The sequence below is a fragment of the Streptomyces hamibioticus genome (assembly GCF_047946815.1).
GTDB lineage: Bacteria > Actinomycetota > Actinomycetes > Streptomycetales > Streptomycetaceae > Streptomyces.
Window position 1 is genome coordinate 1,367,689 of the sequence record NZ_JBKKQY010000001.1, and the last position, 15,455, is coordinate 1,383,143.

At 74.1% G+C, this 15,455-nt stretch carries 12 protein-coding genes; 4 read left to right on the forward strand and 8 right to left on the reverse strand.

Features of this window, described 5'->3' with window-relative positions:
• Window positions 1-80: 80 nt before the first annotated feature.
• Together ACLGIH_RS06210 and ACLGIH_RS06215 are read right to left on the reverse strand one after the other, a co-directional pair.
• Window positions 81-1,916 carry a hypothetical protein gene (locus ACLGIH_RS06210; RefSeq protein WP_416524200.1) on the reverse strand — a complete coding sequence of 612 codons (1,836 nt, stop codon included), beginning with the start codon at window positions 1,914-1,916 and terminating at the stop codon, window positions 81-83.
• Between the two features lie 111 nt (window positions 1,917-2,027).
• Entirely contained in the window at window positions 2,028-2,279 is a 252-nt protein-coding gene (locus ACLGIH_RS06215) for a helix-turn-helix domain-containing protein (protein ID WP_416524201.1), read from the reverse strand.
• A gap of 32 nt (window positions 2,280-2,311) precedes the next feature.
• Between ACLGIH_RS06215 and map the strand changes: the two genes are divergently transcribed.
• Together map and ACLGIH_RS06225 are read left to right on the forward strand one after the other, a co-directional pair.
• Window positions 2,312-3,112, forward strand: a complete 801-nt coding sequence (gene map / locus ACLGIH_RS06220; protein ID WP_416524202.1) for a type I methionyl aminopeptidase — start codon at window positions 2,312-2,314, stop codon at window positions 3,110-3,112.
• A gap of 196 nt (window positions 3,113-3,308) precedes the next feature.
• Complete coding sequence (locus ACLGIH_RS06225) at window positions 3,309-5,840, forward strand: ATP-dependent Clp protease ATP-binding subunit (protein ID WP_416524203.1); 2,532 nt, start codon at window positions 3,309-3,311, stop codon at window positions 5,838-5,840.
• A gap of 15 nt (window positions 5,841-5,855) precedes the next feature.
• On the opposite strand, the gene ggt is transcribed toward ACLGIH_RS06225, so the two are convergent.
• Window positions 5,856-7,655 carry a gamma-glutamyltransferase gene (ggt, locus tag ACLGIH_RS06230; RefSeq protein ID WP_416524204.1) on the reverse strand — a complete coding sequence of 600 codons (1,800 nt, stop codon included), beginning with the start codon at window positions 7,653-7,655 and terminating at the stop codon, window positions 5,856-5,858.
• Between the two features lie 118 nt (window positions 7,656-7,773).
• Here ggt and ACLGIH_RS06235 point away from each other — a divergent pair, with 118 nt between their 5' ends.
• Complete coding sequence (locus ACLGIH_RS06235) at window positions 7,774-8,532, forward strand: hypothetical protein (protein WP_416524205.1); 759 nt, start codon at window positions 7,774-7,776, stop codon at window positions 8,530-8,532.
• Between the two features lie 253 nt (window positions 8,533-8,785).
• Here ACLGIH_RS06235 and ACLGIH_RS06240 read toward each other — a convergent pair whose 3' ends face one another.
• The gene (locus ACLGIH_RS06240) at window positions 8,786-9,193 is read right to left on the reverse strand and encodes a DUF6278 family protein (RefSeq protein ID WP_416524206.1); all 408 of its coding nucleotides are present in this window, start codon (window positions 9,191-9,193) and stop codon (window positions 8,786-8,788) included.
• Window positions 9,194-9,362: 169 nt separating this feature from the next.
• Here ACLGIH_RS06240 and ACLGIH_RS06245 point away from each other — a divergent pair, with 169 nt between their 5' ends.
• Complete coding sequence (locus tag ACLGIH_RS06245; protein ID WP_416524207.1) at window positions 9,363-11,129, forward strand: SGNH/GDSL hydrolase family protein; 1,767 nt, start codon at window positions 9,363-9,365, stop codon at window positions 11,127-11,129.
• Window positions 11,130-11,168: 39 nt separating this feature from the next.
• On the opposite strand, the gene ACLGIH_RS06250 is transcribed toward ACLGIH_RS06245, so the two are convergent.
• The 4 genes from ACLGIH_RS06250 to ACLGIH_RS06265 all read right to left on the reverse strand — a co-directional run bounded on the left by ACLGIH_RS06250 (window position 11,169) and on the right by ACLGIH_RS06265 (window position 15,226).
• Window positions 11,169-11,948 (reverse strand): exodeoxyribonuclease III, encoded by a 780-nt coding sequence (locus ACLGIH_RS06250; RefSeq protein WP_416524208.1) that lies wholly within the window; start codon window positions 11,946-11,948, stop codon window positions 11,169-11,171.
• A gap of 113 nt (window positions 11,949-12,061) precedes the next feature.
• Window positions 12,062-12,697: an MBL fold metallo-hydrolase gene (locus ACLGIH_RS06255; protein WP_416524209.1), complete on the reverse strand. Its 636-nt coding sequence runs from the start codon at window positions 12,695-12,697 to the stop codon at window positions 12,062-12,064.
• A 61-nt stretch (window positions 12,698-12,758) separates the two neighbouring features.
• Window positions 12,759-14,099: a bifunctional 3-oxoadipate enol-lactonase/4-carboxymuconolactone decarboxylase PcaDC gene (gene pcaDC, locus ACLGIH_RS06260; RefSeq protein WP_416524210.1), complete on the reverse strand. Its 1,341-nt coding sequence runs from the start codon at window positions 14,097-14,099 to the stop codon at window positions 12,759-12,761.
• Window positions 14,100-14,131: 32 nt separating this feature from the next.
• A complete protein-coding gene (locus ACLGIH_RS06265) occupies window positions 14,132-15,226 on the reverse strand; it encodes an IS110 family RNA-guided transposase (RefSeq protein ID WP_416524211.1) in 1,095 nt (364 codons plus the stop codon).
• Window positions 15,227-15,455: the final 229 nt, after the last annotated feature.

Below are 15,455 nucleotides of genomic sequence, written 5' to 3' on the forward strand. Positions count from 1 at the left end.
ACCATCGTCACCAAGCCGTGGTGTCGGTCCCGTTTCACACTCCGGTGGGCGAGCGGGCGTGCGCGGGGGCGCACGGCGCGTCAGAGGGCGAGTCCGGCGACACGGAGGGCGTGCACGAGGTCCCAGTGGTGTTCGGCGGAGACGCTCTGCGCGGCCTCCAGCAGCAGCGGGGTGATCCGCTGCGGATCCGGTCCGGCGCTGCGGGCGGCCTCCTGCGGGGTGCGGACGCGGACGTAGGCGTCGAGCAGCGCCCGGGCCTGGCGGTGGCGGCCCTCGGCGAGCAGGCCGAGCACGCCCTGCCCGACCTCGGGGGCGGGGCGGACCACGCCCTGCCGCAGGATCCGCTCCCCGTCGTCCCCGTGGCCCGCCGCCCTCAGCGCGTCGGCGGCGGCGACCAGCCGGGCGACGGGCAGCGAAGCGGCCTCCCACAGCAGTGTCGACCAGTCGGCGCCCAGCCTGGCGTGCCGCAGCTCGGCGGCGAGCAGCGGGAACCGGGCGGCGGGCCCGTGGGCGGCAGCGGCGAGCAGGGCGTGCGCCTCGCCGCTGCGCCCCTCGCCGCGCAGCCGCGCCAGCGTCTCGACCACACGGGCGGCCTCCCGCCGGTCCTCGGCGTCGGGCACGGGGGCCTCCGGCGCGACCGGCTCCGCCGGCTCGGCCGCGCCGGCGAAACGCGCCCCGCGCGGCGTACCACGGCCACCGGTGCCGGGCTGGGCGGGCGGGCTCGGTACGACCGCGGGAGGTGCGGCACCGGGGGCGGCGTCCTCCTCGGCCGCCCCATCGGTCATCCCGGCGAACCTGGCCCCGCCGCGCCGCCGTTTGCGGGGCTTGGGGGGTGGGGCGGGCTCGGGGGCCGGGGCTTGCCGGGCAGGCGGGGCGTGACTTGCCGGTGGGGTCGGCTCGGCGGACGGGGCGTGCTCGGCCGACGGGGCGTGCCCGGCGGACGGGGCGTGCCCGGCGGACGGGGCGTGCCCGGCGGACGGGGCGTGCCCGGCGGACGGGACGGTCTTGGCGGACGGGGCGTGCTCGGCGGACAGCACGGTCTCGGCCGATGGGGCGTGCTCGGCCGACGGGGCGTGCTCGGCCGACGGGGCGTGCTCGGCCGACGGGGCGGCAATGACGGGCGAGCCGGTGGCTGGGGCCGGTGGGGCGGGGGCGGTTGGTTCGCCACGTCGGCCCGGTTCGGGTACGGCGGGCGACGGACGGCCCGGTTCGGCGGCGACGGGAGACAGACGGCCCGGCTCGGGGGCGACGGGAGACAGACGGCCCGGTTCGGCGGCGACGGGAGACAGACGGCCCGGTTCAGGAGCGGCGGGCGACGGACGGCCCGGTTCAGGTGCGGTGGGAGACGGACGGGCGGGGCTGCCGTGGAAGGGTGCCCGGTCCGCGGCCGGGGTCCGCTCCCCCACCGCGCGCCGGTCCAGCTCCTCGATGCGGCCGCGCAGTTCCGTGCAGCGGGCGGTCGCCCGGGCGTGGTCGTCGCGGGCCCAGGCCAGGTCGACTCGGAGGAAGGCGATCTCCCCGGAAGTGGTGGCCGCGGCGAGGAGCCGGCCCAGTTCCGCCTGGCGTTCGGCGGCGTACCGCCGTTCCCGGAGCATGACGTCGAGCCGGTCCCCGAGGGCGTCCCGGGCGCCGGGCCGGGCGTCGTACTCGGTGAGCGCGGCGGCGTGCAGGGCACGGGCCCGCTGCACCTCGGCGCGGGCGGCGCCGGGGTCGCAGCGCGCCGCCAGATCACTCAGAAGCGCCTCCACCACGTCCCAGGGCGGCACCTCGCGCCCGTCCAGGCAGTCCCGCATGCCGTCCGGGTCGCGCTGCCAGAACACCGCGCACCAGCCGTCGTCCTGGTCCAGCCGGGTCAGCAGTCCCGCCAGGTAGGCCGCGAACTGCCTCGTCCGGCCCGGCAACCGTTCCGCGGTCATCGCTCAACTCCCCAAACCGACTGGAGCCTTCCGGTCCGGTCGGCCAGGAAACACCAGCCGTGTTACGGGGTCGCTACGGGGAGTTTTCCGCCGGTGACGTCGGACGGTGAGTCAGACGCCCGCGGGCGCGCACCGCCCGGCCAGCTCGTCCATCGACAGCTCCAGGGCGCCGGCGAGCGCGGCCACCGTGAAGAACGCGGGGGTCGGCGCCCGGCCGGTCTCGATCTTGCGGAGCGTCTCGGCGGAGATGCCCGCGCTCGCCGCGACCTCCGCCATGCTGCGGCCGCCGCGGGCCTCGCGCAGCAGTCGGCCGAGCCGCTCGCCGCGCTCTCGCTCTTCCGGGGTCAAAGGGGTGCGCACCATGCGCCCATTGTAATACCGGTATAGTAATTGGCATGGTTGAGCTGAAGACGGACACATCGATCGAGGCCATGCACGCGGCCGGCCAGGTCGTCGGGCGGGCCCTGACGGCCGTACGACAGGCCGCGAGGACAGGGGTGTCGCTGCGGGAGCTGGACGAGGTGGCGCGCGAGGTGCTGAAGGCGGCCGGCGCGACCTCGCCGTTCCTCGGCTACCGCCCCTCCTTCGCGCCGACGCCGTTCCCCGCCGTCATCTGCGCGTCGGTGAACGACGCGATCGTGCACGGCATCCCGGACGGCTACCGGCTGCGCGACGGCGATCTGGTCTCGGTCGACTGCGGTGCGCAGCTGGACGGCTGGGCCGGGGACTCGGCGATCAGCTTCACGGTCGGCACCCCGCGCGCGGCCGACGTGCGGCTGATCGAGACCGCCGAGCGGGCCCTGGCCGCGGCCGTCGAGGCGGCCGTCGTGGGCAACCGCATCGGCGACATCGCCCACGCGATCGGCACGGTCTGCCGGGCGGCGGGCTACGGCATCCCGGACGGCTTCGGCGGCCACGGCATCGGCCGCCGCATGCACGAGGACCCGGCGGTCCCGAACGAGGGCCGGCCGGGCCGCGGCCTGCCCCTGCGCCACGGCATGGTCCTCGCCATAGAGCCGATGCTGATCGCGAGCGGCAAGGACGCCTACCACGCGGCCCCCGACGGCTGGACGCTCCGCACGAACGACGGTTCCCGCGCGGCCCACGTGGAGCACACGGTGGCGATCACGGAAGGCGGCCCCAGAATCCTGACGGCCAGAGAGAGGATGCCGACGGCTGGAGAAACGTCTCCATAGGGGCGCCGGGGGCCCGTGCGACCAGCCACGACGAATCCGCACTCGCCGGGCCCCCCGCACCTCCGGTCCGTGGGCGCCCCTGAAATGCCCCCCACCACAGAACGTGTCATCTTGGGCATGACCGCCCACCGGCCGGGTTACCCGGCCCCGGCACGTCAAGCAGCGGCAGCGGAGAAGCAGCGGAGGCACGGAAACGATGACCAGCGGCTTCATGGGCCCGGAGGGCGACCCGTTCGCGGAGTTCCTCGCACGCTTCTTCGGGGGCCCGCGCCCCCGGCAGATCGACATCGGCCGGCTGCTCAGTCAGCCCGCCCGGGAGCTGGTGCGCGGTGCCGCCCAGTACGCCGCCGAGCACGGCAGCCGCGACCTGGACACCGAGCACCTGCTGCGGGCCGCGCTGTCCACCGAGCCGACCCGGAGCCTGCTCAGCCGGGCAGGCGCCGACCCCGACTCGCTGGCGTCGCAGATCGACGAGCGGTCCGGCCCGGTGCAGCACGCCCCCGGCGAGGCCCCGCCGCCCACGTCGCTCTCCCTGACCCCTGCGGTCAAGCGCGCCCTGCTGGACGCGCACGAGATGGCGCGGACGTCCGGCACCGGGTACATCGGCCCGGAGCACGTGCTCAGCGCGCTGGCCGCCAACCCGGACTCGGCCGCCGGGCACATCCTGAACGCGGCCCGGTTCGCGCCCTCCGGCCTGCCGCACGAGGCGCCGGAGGCCGCGGGTCCGCCCCGCGCCGCCGAGCGTCCCCAGCCCACGAACACCCCCACCCTGGACAAGTACGGCCGCGACCTCACCGACCTGGCCCGGCAGGGCCGCATCGACCCGGTGATCGGGCGGGAGAAGGAGATCGAGCAGACCGTCGAGGTGCTCTCCCGCCGCGGCAAGAACAACCCCGTGCTGATCGGTGACGCGGGCGTCGGCAAGACCGCCGTCGTCGAGGGGCTGGCCCAGCGCATCGCCGACGGCGATGTGCCGGACGTGCTGCTCGGGCGCCGGGTGGTGGCGCTGGACCTGACGGGCGTGGTCGCCGGCACCCGCTACCGCGGCGACTTCGAGGAGCGGATGAACAACATCGTCGACGAGATCCGCACCAACTCCGACCGGCTGATCGTCTTCATCGACGAGCTGCACACGGTCGTCGGCGCGGGCGGCGGCGGCGAGGGCGGGTCGATGGACGCCGGCAACATCCTCAAGCCGGCCCTGGCCCGCGGCGAGCTGCACATCGTCGGTGCGACCACCCTGGAGGAGTACCGCCGGATCGAGAAGGACGCGGCGCTGGCCCGCCGCTTCCAGCCGATCCTGGTGCCGGAGCCCACCACCGCGGACGCGATCGAGATCCTGCGCGGACTGCGCGACCGGTACGAGGCCCACCACCAGGTCCGCTACACCGACGAGGCACTGGTGGCGGCCGTGGAGATGTCCGACCGCTACCTCAGCGACCGGCGTCTGCCGGACAAGGCCATCGACCTGATCGACCAGGCCGGTGCCCGGGTGCGGCTGCGGGCGCGGACCAAGGGCACGGACGTACGGACCATGGAGCGCGAGGTCGAGCAGCTGATCCGGGACAAGGACCAGGCCGTCGCCGACGAGCAGTACGAGCAGGCCATGCAGTTCCGCGACCGGATCACCGAGCTGAAGCAGCGGATCGCCGAGACGGACGGCAACGAAGAGGCGGACGAGGGGAACCTGGTCGTCGGCTCCGAGGCGATCGCCGAGGTGGTGTCCCGGCAGACCGGCATCCCGGTCAGCAGCCTCACCCAGGAGGAGAAGGAGCGGCTGCTGGGCCTGGAGGAGCACCTGCACCAGCGGGTCGTCGGCCAGGACGAGGCCGTCCGGGTCGTCTCCGACGCGGTGCTGCGCTCCCGCGCGGGGCTGGCGAACCCCGACCGGCCCATCGGCAGCTTCCTCTTCCTCGGCCCGACCGGTGTCGGCAAGACCGAGCTGGCCCGGGCGCTCGCCGAGGCGCTGTTCGGCAGCGAGGACCGCATGGTCCGCCTCGACATGAGCGAGTACCAGGAACGGCACACGGTCAGCCGGCTGGTCGGCGCCCCGCCCGGCTACGTCGGGCACGAGGAGGCCGGCCAGCTGACCGAGGTGGTGCGCCGGCACCCGTACTCGCTGCTGCTGCTGGACGAGGTGGAGAAGGCGCACCCGGACGTCTTCAACATCCTGCTCCAGGTGCTGGACGACGGGCGGCTGACCGACTCCCAGGGCCGCACGGTCGACTTCACCAACACGGTCGTGGTGATGACCAGCAACCTCGGCTCCGACGCGATCACCCGCCGGGGCGCCGGCATCGGCTTCGGCGCGGGCGGCTCGGAGGCGGACGAGGAGGCCCGGCGCGAGCAGGTAATGCGCCCGCTGCGCGAACACTTCCGGCCGGAGTTCCTCAACCGCATCGACGAGATCGTCGTCTTCCGCCAGCTCAGCGGCGACCAGCTGCGGCAGATCACCAGCCTGCTGCTGGAGCAGACCCGCCGCCTGATGCACGCGCAGGACGTCGCGGTCGACTTCACCGACGCGGCCGTGGACTGGCTGGCCGAGCGCGGCTACCAGCCCGAGTACGGCGCCCGCCCGCTGCGCCGCACCATCCAGCGGGAGGTCGACAACGAGCTGTCCCGGCTGCTGCTGGACGGCCGGGTCTCGGACGGCGGCCGGGTGACGGTGGACGTCGAGGACGGACGGCTGGCGTTCCGCACCCGCGAGACGCCCGCCCCGGAGCTGTGACGTCGCGGGTCCGCCCTAGCGGCCGGGCCGCACCACCATCGCCGAGCCACCGCCTCGGCGTTCCTTCTCGGCGGCGGCCAGCCACTTCCCGCCCGGCAGCCGCTGCACGGCGGTCGCCGCACCGATCTCGGGGGTACGCCTGAAGGAGTGGCCGACGGCCTCCAGCCGCTCGCGCAGCTCGCTGTCGTGGAGGCCCGGTTCCAGGTCGGTGCGGGCCGTGTTGCGCTGGCTGGCGCGCGGTGCGGCGATCGCGTCGACCAGCGGCAGGCCGCGGTCGAGGAAGCCGGTGAGGGTCTGCAGGACGGTGGTGATGATGGTCGCGCCGCCGGGCGAGCCCAGGGCCACCACCGGGCGGTCGTGCCGGTCCAGGACGATCGTCGGGGCGATGGAGGAGCGGGGGCGTTTGCCGGGGCCGGGCAGGTTCGGGTCGTGCACGGCCGGGTCGGCGGGGGCGAAGGAGAAGTCGGTCAGCTCGTTGTTGAGCAGGAAGCCGCGGCCGGGCACGGTGATGCCGCTGCCGCCGGTCTGCTCGATGGTGAGGGTGTAGGCGACCACGTTGCCCCACTTGTCGGCGGTCGTCAGATGGGTGGTGTTCTCGCCCTCGTACGTCGTCGGCGCCGCCGGCCCGCCGGTGCGGCAGCGCTCCGGGTGGCGCGGGTCCCCGGGGGCGAGGGGGCTGGTGAGAACGGCGTCGTCCCTGATCAGGCAGGCCCGGGAGTCCGCGTACCGCTGGGACAGCAGCTCCTTCGTCGGTACGTCCTCGAAGGCGGGGTCGCCGACCCAGCGCCCGCGGTCGGCGAAGGCGATGCGGCTCGCCTCGACGAGGCGGTGCAGGTAGCGGGCCTCGCCCGCCTCGGACAGGTCGGTCCGCTCCAGGATGTTGAGGGTCTCGCCGACCGTGGTGCCGCCGGAGGAGGACGGGGCGATGGAGTAGACGTCCAGGCCGCGGTAGGAGGTCCTGGTCGGCGGCTGGAGCTTGGTGCGGTAGGCCGCCAGGTCACGCTCGGACAGGTCGCCGGGGCGGGCGTGCCAGCCGGAGCCGGGGTCCACCGGCGGCTTGTTGACGGTGGCGACGATGTCCTCGCCGATGTCGCCGCGGTAGAGCGCCCCGACGCCCTCGCGGGCCAGCTCGCGGTAGGTGCGGGCGAGGCCGGGGTTGGTGAAGGTGGAGCCGACGACCGGGAGTTCGCCGTTCGGCAGGAACAGCTCGGCGGTGTCGGGGAAGTAGCGGAACCGCTTCTCGTTGGCGGCGGTCTGCGCCCGGAAGGTCTCGTCGACGGTGAAGCCGTGCCGGGCCAGGCGCTCGGCGGGTTTCAGCAGGGCGGCGAGCCGTTTGCTGCCCCACTTGTCCAGGGCCGTGTGCCAGGTGGCGGGCGTGCCCGGGGTGCCGACGCCGAGCCCGCTGCTGACGGCCTCGGCGAAGGGGACCGGCTCGCCGTTCTCGGTGAAGAGGTCCTCGTCGGCGGTGAGCGGCGCGGTCTCGCGGCCGTCGACGGTGTGCACCGTGCGGGTCCTGGCGTCGTAGTACACGAAGTAGCCGCCTCCGCCGATGCCGGCCGAGTAGGGCTCGGTGACGCCGAGCGCGGCCGCGGTGGCGACGGCGGCGTCGACGGCGTTGCCGCCCTTGCGCAGGATCTCGACGCCGGCGGCGGAGGCGTCCGGGTCGACGCTGGCGACGGCGCCTCCGTGCCCGACGGCGACCGGGACCTTCTCGGGTGGCCGGGTCCGCTCGGCGGGCGGCCCGGCCGCCCCCACCGACACCATGGCGGCCGTGACCGCCAGAACTGTCAGCTTTCGTCCGACGGGACGACGCATGCGCACCTCCAGTCAAGGGCCGTCCGCGCAGCCTAGTTGATGGTCATGGCCGCGTCAGGAGTGCGGCGCGGCGCCCGGTCGAACACGGGTCCGCCTTCGCCCGCTAGCATGCGCGCCCATGACTGACGACGTGCGCAACATCGTCCTGGGCGTGGTGGCGGCGGGCATCGGTGCCGCGCTGGGCTGGATCGCCCGTACGTACCTGTGGCGGCGGAAACTGAGGCGCAAGCAGGCCTTCTTCGGACTGCCGGACAACTCCGAGTCGCTGCTCGTCGTCAATCGCGATCCGGCGATGGTCGAACCGGCGGTGCACCGCATCGACGTGTTCGCGCTGCTGGAGCTGTCGGCGCTGATCAAGGACTGCGGCGCGCACGTCCAGATGGTCACCCAGGACACGGCCCATCAGGGCTTCGGGGAGCGCACCGAGTTCTGCGTGGGCGGGCCGGGGTCGAACCGGCGCATGGCGGCCCACATGGCGGCCATGCTCCCCGGGGTGCGGGTCAACGTCGATCCGGAGCCGGACCCGGACCGGGGGGCCTTCCAGATCGGCGGCGAGCGCTACCGCATGGACCCGGGGATCACGGAGTACGTGCTGCTGGCCCGGCTCACCGCGGGCGACCGGCGCGAGTCCCGGCCGGCGTTCCTGTTCTGCGGCCAGCGGGCGATCACCAACCAGGCGGCCACGCGCTACCTGGCCCGCAACCACGAGCGGCTCGCCCGCAAGCACGGCAACGCCTCCTTCGTGCTGCTGCTCAAGGTGGTCAACTCCCAGGCCTACGGGCCGGACATGGTCGAACTGGTCGGGGACGTGACCCGTGCGGCGACGAGTCCGCTGCCGGCACCACCCACTCCCCGCAACTCCCACCGGGCCTCCTGAGAGCGACCGGGCGCCACCCGGCCGGCGTGCAGCTGACCTTCTCCTCGGAACGAGCAGTGATCTGCGGCTGCCGTCGGCGGGTAAGGGTCTCGGTCAAGGGAACGACGGCGGTGCCGGCCTCCTTCGCGGCGGGTCCTGATGGCCGCAACGTATCCGGACCGCGGGACACCGCACATCCGACACGCACTTTTCGGGCATTAGCCTTATTTACCGCAATTGCGCATGGTGGGGCTGTCCGGGCCGTTCCCTGCGGTCAGGGCTCCGCGACCTCCGCGTACAGCTGCGACAGCTCGGGCACGCCGCTGGCGGCCCACTCGTGCCCGGAGGCCACCACGTCGAACTCCCGGCCCGAGGCGAGGCGGACGACGGGCTGGCCGTCGGACCGGATGCGCCAGACGGCCCCGGCAACCGTGCGCACCAGGACGGTGCCCAGGTAGAGCCCGACGTCGTTGCCGAGCCACGACAGGGCCTCCTCGTCGTCCCGCCAGCGCGGCACCAGCTGGTCGAGTTCCTCCAGCGAGGCCGCCGAGTCGTCGAGCCGGACGCCCTCCCGGGCCGCCTGGGAGCGCAGCAGTTCGCACTCGGCGAGCAGGTCGGCGATGCCCTCGGCGTCGGGGGCGGCGGGTGGCTCGCGTCGCTTGCCCAGAAAAGGGATGTTCATACCTCCAGCCTGGCATTCGTACCCCCGTACACACCACAGGCGCGCGGTGGATCGCTTCCGGGGGACTTCACCTCCCGTTTCCGCATGGCTCGTTGACGCGTCACCGGCCGCTTCCTAGCTTCGCGGTGCGTCCTGCGTGTGCGGGACCGTGTGACGGGAGGAGTCGGCCGTGCGCCGATGGCTGGGGAGTTGCGCGGTCGTCCTCGCCCTGCTGGCCACCCTGGTGCCGGGCGCCCTGGCACGGGTGGCCGCCGCGGACCGGGCCGTACCGCCGCCGCTGGAGCAGCTCTTCGACAACACGGCCGTCAGCGACGACGCCCGGCCGCACGAGGCGGACTTCGACGGCGCGGGCGCCTCCCTGTCGGCGCAGGACCTGGCCGCCGCCGGCTGGACGCCGGACCGCGTGCTCACCGTGCAGGGCGCCCGGCTGACCTGGCCCGGGTGGCGCGCCGGCGAGCCGGACAACGTCCGGGCGGACGGGCAGGACGTCCGCGTCACCGGGCGCGGCGACGCGCTCGCGTTCCTGGTCGCGGGCACCGGCGGCGGCCCGGTGGGGGGCGCGGGCCAGGTGAGGTACGCGGACGGCGGCCGCTCCACGTACGTGCTGACCGCGCCGGACTGGCGCACCGGCCCGCTCGCCACGAAGGCGGTGGCGCTGCCGCATGTGAACACGCCCGTCGGCCAACTCACCGGACCCGCCCGGCTGTACGTGGTGACCGTGGAGCTGCCGCCGGACCGCGAGGTGGTCGCGGTGCGGCTGCCGCGCGCGCCCGGTCTGCATGTGTTCGCGCTGTCGGTGCGGGACGCCGGGCGGGGCTGGACGGGCAGCTGGGCGGCGTCGACCGGCGGGTATCCGGCGGTGGGCCCGTGGACCGGGCGGACGCTGCGGCTGGTGGTGCACGTCTCGGCGGGCGGGCCCAGGGTGCGGGTGCGGTTCGACCACACGTTCGCGGCCGCGCCGGTACGGATCGGCAGCGCGACGGTGGCCGTACAGGCGGCGGGGGCGGCGGCGCGACGGGCGCCGGTGCCGCTGTCGTTCGGCGGTGCGGCGGGCGTCGAGATCCCGGCGGGGGCGCAGGCCTACAGCGATCCGCTCGCCTTCGCGGTGCCGTCCGGCGCCAACCTGCTGGTCAGCTTCCATCTGCCGGGCACGGTGGCGGCGGCGCCGGTGCACCGGCTCGCCGTGCAGCGGTCGTATCTGAGCGAGCCGGGCGATCACACGGCGGACGGCTCGGCCGCGGCGTACACCTCGGTGCTGTCCAGCTGGCCGCTGCTGACCGGGGTGGACGTGGGCGGCGGGCCGGGGTCGGTGGTGCTGCTCGGCGACTCGATCACGGACGGCACCGGGTCCACGCCCGATGCGAACCGGCGCTGGCCGGACGTGCTGGCCGCACGGCTGCGCAGCCAGGGCGAGGTGCCGCGCTACGGCGTGCTCAACCACGGCATCTCGGGCAACCGCGTGGTCACCGACCGCTATCCCGGCGACGGGGTCTCCACGGACACGGCGGGGGTGAGCGCCCTGAACCGGTTCGACCGGGACGTCCTGGCGCAGACCTCGGTGGGTACGGCGGTGGTGTTCGAGGGCGTCAACGACCTGCGCGCGGGCACGCCGGCGGAGCGGGTGATCGCGGGGCTGCGCCGGCTCGCGGAGCGCGGGCGGGCCCGGGGCCTGCGGATGCTGGCGGCGACGATCCTGCCGTGCGGCGGCTCGGCCGCGTGCACGGCCGCCGTCGACGCCGAGCGGGCGGCGGTCAACGACTGGCTGCGCGGCACGCGCGACTTCGCCGCCGTCCTGGACTTCGACGCGGTGCTGCGCGATCCCGCCCGGCCGTCCCGGATGCGGCCCGAGTACGACAGCGGGGACCATCTGCATCCGGGAGACGCGGGGCTGGCGGCGCTCGCCGAGTCGGTGCGGCTGGAGCTGCTGGTGCCGTGACGAAACGGGCCGCGGGCCGCGAACCTCCGCGGGCCCGCGCTAAACGTCCAGGTCGACGACGACCGGGGCGTGGTCCGAGGCGCCCTTGCCCTTGCGCTCCTCCCGGTCGACGTACGCGTCCTTGACCGCGTCGGCGAACGGCGCGTTGCCGTACACCAGGTCGATGCGCATGCCGCGGTTCTTCGGGAAGCAGAGCTGACGGTAGTCCCAGTACGTGAACGGCCGGTCGTACTTCAGCGGGCGCGGCACCACGTCGGACAGGCCCGCCTCGCGCAGGGAGGCGAGGGCGGCGCGCTCGGCGGGGGTGACGTGGGTGGAGCCTTCGAAGGCGGCGCGGTCGTGGACGTCGTCGTCCGTCGGCGCCACGTTGTAGTCGCCCAGGACCGCGAAGGGGCGGCTGCCGGTCGCGTCGCCGGCCACGGCCGCGCGCAGGGCCTCGAACCACTGGAGCTTGTACGCGTAGTGCGGGTGGTCCACCTCGCGGCCGTTGGGCACGTACACCGACCAGACCCGGACCGGGCCGCAAGTGGCGGAGATCGCGCGGGGCTCCTGCACGCCGTCGAAGCCGGGGTCGCCGGGCAGGCCCTTGACCACGTCCTCGAGGCCGACGCGGGAGAGCACCGCCACGCCGTTCCACCGGCCGGTGGCGTGGACCGCCGCCTCGTAGCCCAGCTCGCGCAGCTGGTCGAACGGGAACTGCTCCTCCGCGATCTTGGCCTCCTGGAGGCACAGCACGTCCGTGCCGCTGCTCTCCAGCCAGGCCAGGAGCCTCGGCAGACGGGCGGTGATCGAGTTCACGTTCCAGGTCGCGATGCGCATGTCCCACAACCTACCGGGCGGGTCTGACAACGCGGGCCGCCCGGGTGCGGCCGGCTCTCGGACCGGCCCCGGGTGCGGCCGGCTCTCGGACCGGCCCCGGGTGCGGCGGGCGCTCAGACCTGCGCGGAGTCGCCCGGTGCCAGCCGCAGGTGCTCGGCGCCGGCCAGCTGCCCGATCTGACGGTCGTAGATGGGGCGGGCGAGGTCGGTGAGCAGCGCGTCGTGGATGTCGTAGGCGCGCTGCGGCCGGACCTCGCGGACGTAGTCGATGACCTCGGAGATCTTGTTCCAGGGGGCCATCACCGGCAGCATCAGCGTCTCCACCGGGTGCTCGGGCACGGTGAGGGCGTCTCCGGGGTGGAAGACCTTGCCGCCGTCGACCAGGAAGCCGATGTTGGTGACCCTCGGGATGTCGGGGTGGATCACCGCGTGCAGTTCGCCGTGCACCTGTACCTCGAAGCCCGCGGCGGTGAAGGTGTCGCCGTGGCCGACGGTGTGCACGCGGCCCGGGAACGCCGAGGTGATCTTCTCCGCGACCGACTTCAGCGTCCAGATCTGTGCGGCCGGGTTGATCTCCATGGCGGCGCGCAGCCGCAGCTCGTCGAAGTGGTCGGGGTGCTCGTGGGTGACCAGGACGGCGTCCGCGCCGAGCGCGGCGTCCTCCTCGGTGAAGGCACCGGGGTCCAGGACCAGGATCTGGCCGTCCTTCTCGAGCCGGACACAGGCGTGGGACTTCTTCGTGAACTTCATGGTTCCATCCTGCCGCGCACGGCCGGAACGGGCCGTCCGGCCCGCCCGGCCGCGGGGCGGGTCACTCCGCGGGGGTCGTCTCCTCCCGGATGACCTGCTGCGCCACCCGGAAGGCGCCCGCCGCCGCCGGTACCCCGCAGTAGACGGCCGCCTGGAGCAGCACTTCCTTGATCTCGTCGGGGGTGAGGCCGTTGCGCAGGGCGGCGCGGGTGTGGAGGGCGAGGCCGTCGGTGTGGCCGCCGGCGACCAGGGCGGTGAGGGCGACGCAGCTGCGGACGCGGCGGTCGAGACCGGGGCGGTCCCAGATCTCGCCCCAGGCGTAGCGGGTGAGGAGTTCCTGGAAGTCGCCCGAGAAGTCGTCGGCCTGCGCCAGCTCCCGGTCGACGTGTGCGTCGCCGAGCACCTCGCGGCGCACCTTGAGCCCCGCCTCGTACGGGTCGGGCCGCCCCTGGGACTGCGGCGGTACGGCGGCCGGGGCGATCTCGGCGACCGGAGCGGCGTGGGCGGCCGGGACGGCGTGGGCGGCCGGAGCGGCGTGGGCGGGCTGCGGCGGTGCGGCCAGGACCGGCTTGGCGGGAGCGGCGGGGATGGCGGTCTGGCCGGTGGCGGTGTCGTGGGCGGGCTGCCAGGCGGTGGTGAAGTGCCGCACCAGCAGGTCGGTGACGGCCGCGGGCTGCTCGACCGGCACCAGGTGGGAGGCACCGGGGACGACGGCGAGCCGGGCGTCGGGGATGCCGGCGACCAGCGTGCGGGCCTCGGCGGGGCCGGTGACCTGGTCGTCCGAGCCGACCAGGACCAGGGTGGGCACCCCGACCCGGCCCAGCTCCGGCCGGACGTCGAACGAGGCGAGCGCCTCGCACGCGGCGATGTAGCAGCCGGGGTCGGTGGTGCGGACCATCTGCACGGCCCATTCGGTGATCGCGGGCTGCGCGGCGGCGAACCCGCCGGTGAACCAGCGGTCCGGTGCGGTGCGGGCGATGGGGTCGAGCCCGTTGGTCCGCACGATCACGCCGCGCTGGCGGAACTCGTCGGCCGTGCCGAACCGCGGGGACGCGGCGATCAGCGCGAGGGAGGCGACCCGCTCCGGGTGCCGCAGGGCCAGCTCGACGCCGACCGCGCCGCCGAACGCGCAGCCCGCGTAGCCGAAGCGCTGGACACCGAGCCCGTCGAGCGTGGCCAGCAGGCGCGTGGTGAGGTCGGCGACGGAGCCCGCCGGGTGGGCGGGGGCGCCGCCGTGTCCCGGCAGGTCGAACCGGAAGACCCGCCAGTGCTGCTCCAGTTCCGGAACCTGGCGGTCCCACATGTGCCATGTGGTACCCAGTGAGGGACCGAGGATCAGGACCGGGGCCTCTTCTGGCCCGTCAAAGCGGTATTGCAGGGTGTTCGACGGTGTCTCACTCACGCCCCAGACCTTCTCACGTCTCACGGACGCCCCTATAACGCGGGGGTGCTGGACACTGGTCTGACCAGGTTGAAGACCTCGCGGGCGGCATACCGCTTGAGGCATCGGATGATCTCACGGCGGTTGCCCTCCTGGGTGCGGCGTTCGTAATACGCCTGTGTGCGCGGGTCATGGCGCAGCCGGGTGAAGACGATGCGGTGCAGGGCGGCGTTCGCCTGGCGGGCGCCGCCGTAGTTGAGCCGACGTGTGCGCCGCCGCCCCGACGAGTACTCGATGGGGCTGACTCCGCAAAGGGCAGCAAAGGACGCCTCGCTGTTCAGCCGCTCGGGATTGTCTCCCATGGTGATCAGGAGAGTGACGGCGCTGTCCGGACCGATGCCCACCGGTTCGAGCAGCTGTGGGGCGTGGTGTTCGACGAGCCGGGTCAGGCGTTGGTTGAGCTCATAGATCTGCGCGGTGAGCTGTTCGATGCGCTCGGCGAGCATGCGTAACGTCATGTGGGTGGCTTGGGTCACCGCGTCCTCGTCTCCCCCACCGTCGTGCGGGCCGAGGCGCGCGCAGGTGCGGAACAGCTCGGCGCTGCCGAGGCTGGACATTCGTTCCCGCAGGGCGGGGTCGGCGATGACCAGGACGGCCTTGAGCTGGTTGATCGCCTGGGTGCGGGCCTTGACCGCGGAGTCCTTGGCGAGCTTGTAGATCCGGGCGCTGTGCACCGGACCGTCGCCGGCCTTGGCCCGGGCCCGGGCGCGACCGCTGAGCACGGCCCGCGCTGCGGCCTGCGCGTCGAGCGGGTCCGACTTGCCGAGCAGACGGCGGGCTGTGCGGTCGGGCCGGTTCACTTCGAACACCTCGACGTGCTGAGCCAGCAGGTACCGGGAGAGGCCCGCGCCGAAGGTGCCCGTGCCCTCCACGCCTGCCCGACGCACCGTCCCCCGCTTGCGGGCCCACACGAGCAGCCGACGGTAGCCGGCCGCCGTCGCCGGAAAGGACTCGGTTCCCAGGAGCTTCCCGAGCGGGGAGATGACTGCGGCGACATGCACCTCGCCGTGCGTGTCCACGCCCAGGACGACCTCGCGCCGAACCGGGGGATCCGTGCTTGAGGAGGTGCTGCTCTGTCGGGTCGTCATGGTGGTCCGCCTCCCGCGTGGTGACGTGCTGAGTGGATGGCACCGGGCTGCTCGGGCGGTCTGAACTGTGATGGCGCCTGATCGTCGGCAAGGCCCCTATGGGGACACGCCCTGTGGCTCGGTGACAGCAGAAACCATCCCGCAACGACAGTCGACAGGCCCGTGACTGGACACTGCGGTCAAAGATCTCAAGAGTCAGACCCCCGTCGAGGACGGCATCACGCAACCG

Excerpts from the sequence above, each read along its gene's own strand:
- ACLGIH_RS06210 (WP_416524200.1), bottom strand. The coding sequence starts at position 1,916 with ATGACCGCGGAACGGTTGCCGGGCCGGACGAGGCAGTTCGCGGCCTAC.
- ACLGIH_RS06215 (WP_416524201.1), bottom strand. The coding sequence starts at position 2,279 with ATGGTGCGCACCCCTTTGACCCCGGAAGAGCGAGAGCGCGGCGAGCGG.
- map (WP_416524202.1), top strand. The coding sequence starts at position 2,312 with ATGGTTGAGCTGAAGACGGACACATCGATCGAGGCCATGCACGCGGCC.
- ACLGIH_RS06225 (WP_416524203.1), top strand. The coding sequence starts at position 3,309 with ATGACCAGCGGCTTCATGGGCCCGGAGGGCGACCCGTTCGCGGAGTTC.
- ggt (WP_416524204.1), bottom strand. The coding sequence starts at position 7,655 with ATGCGTCGTCCCGTCGGACGAAAGCTGACAGTTCTGGCGGTCACGGCC.
- ACLGIH_RS06235 (WP_416524205.1), top strand. The coding sequence starts at position 7,774 with ATGACTGACGACGTGCGCAACATCGTCCTGGGCGTGGTGGCGGCGGGC.
- ACLGIH_RS06240 (WP_416524206.1), bottom strand. The coding sequence starts at position 9,193 with ATGAACATCCCTTTTCTGGGCAAGCGACGCGAGCCACCCGCCGCCCCC.
- ACLGIH_RS06250 (WP_416524208.1), bottom strand. The coding sequence starts at position 11,948 with ATGCGCATCGCGACCTGGAACGTGAACTCGATCACCGCCCGTCTGCCG.
- ACLGIH_RS06255 (WP_416524209.1), bottom strand. The coding sequence starts at position 12,697 with ATGAAGTTCACGAAGAAGTCCCACGCCTGTGTCCGGCTCGAGAAGGAC.
- ACLGIH_RS06265 (WP_416524211.1), bottom strand. The coding sequence starts at position 15,226 with ATGACGACCCGACAGAGCAGCACCTCCTCAAGCACGGATCCCCCGGTT.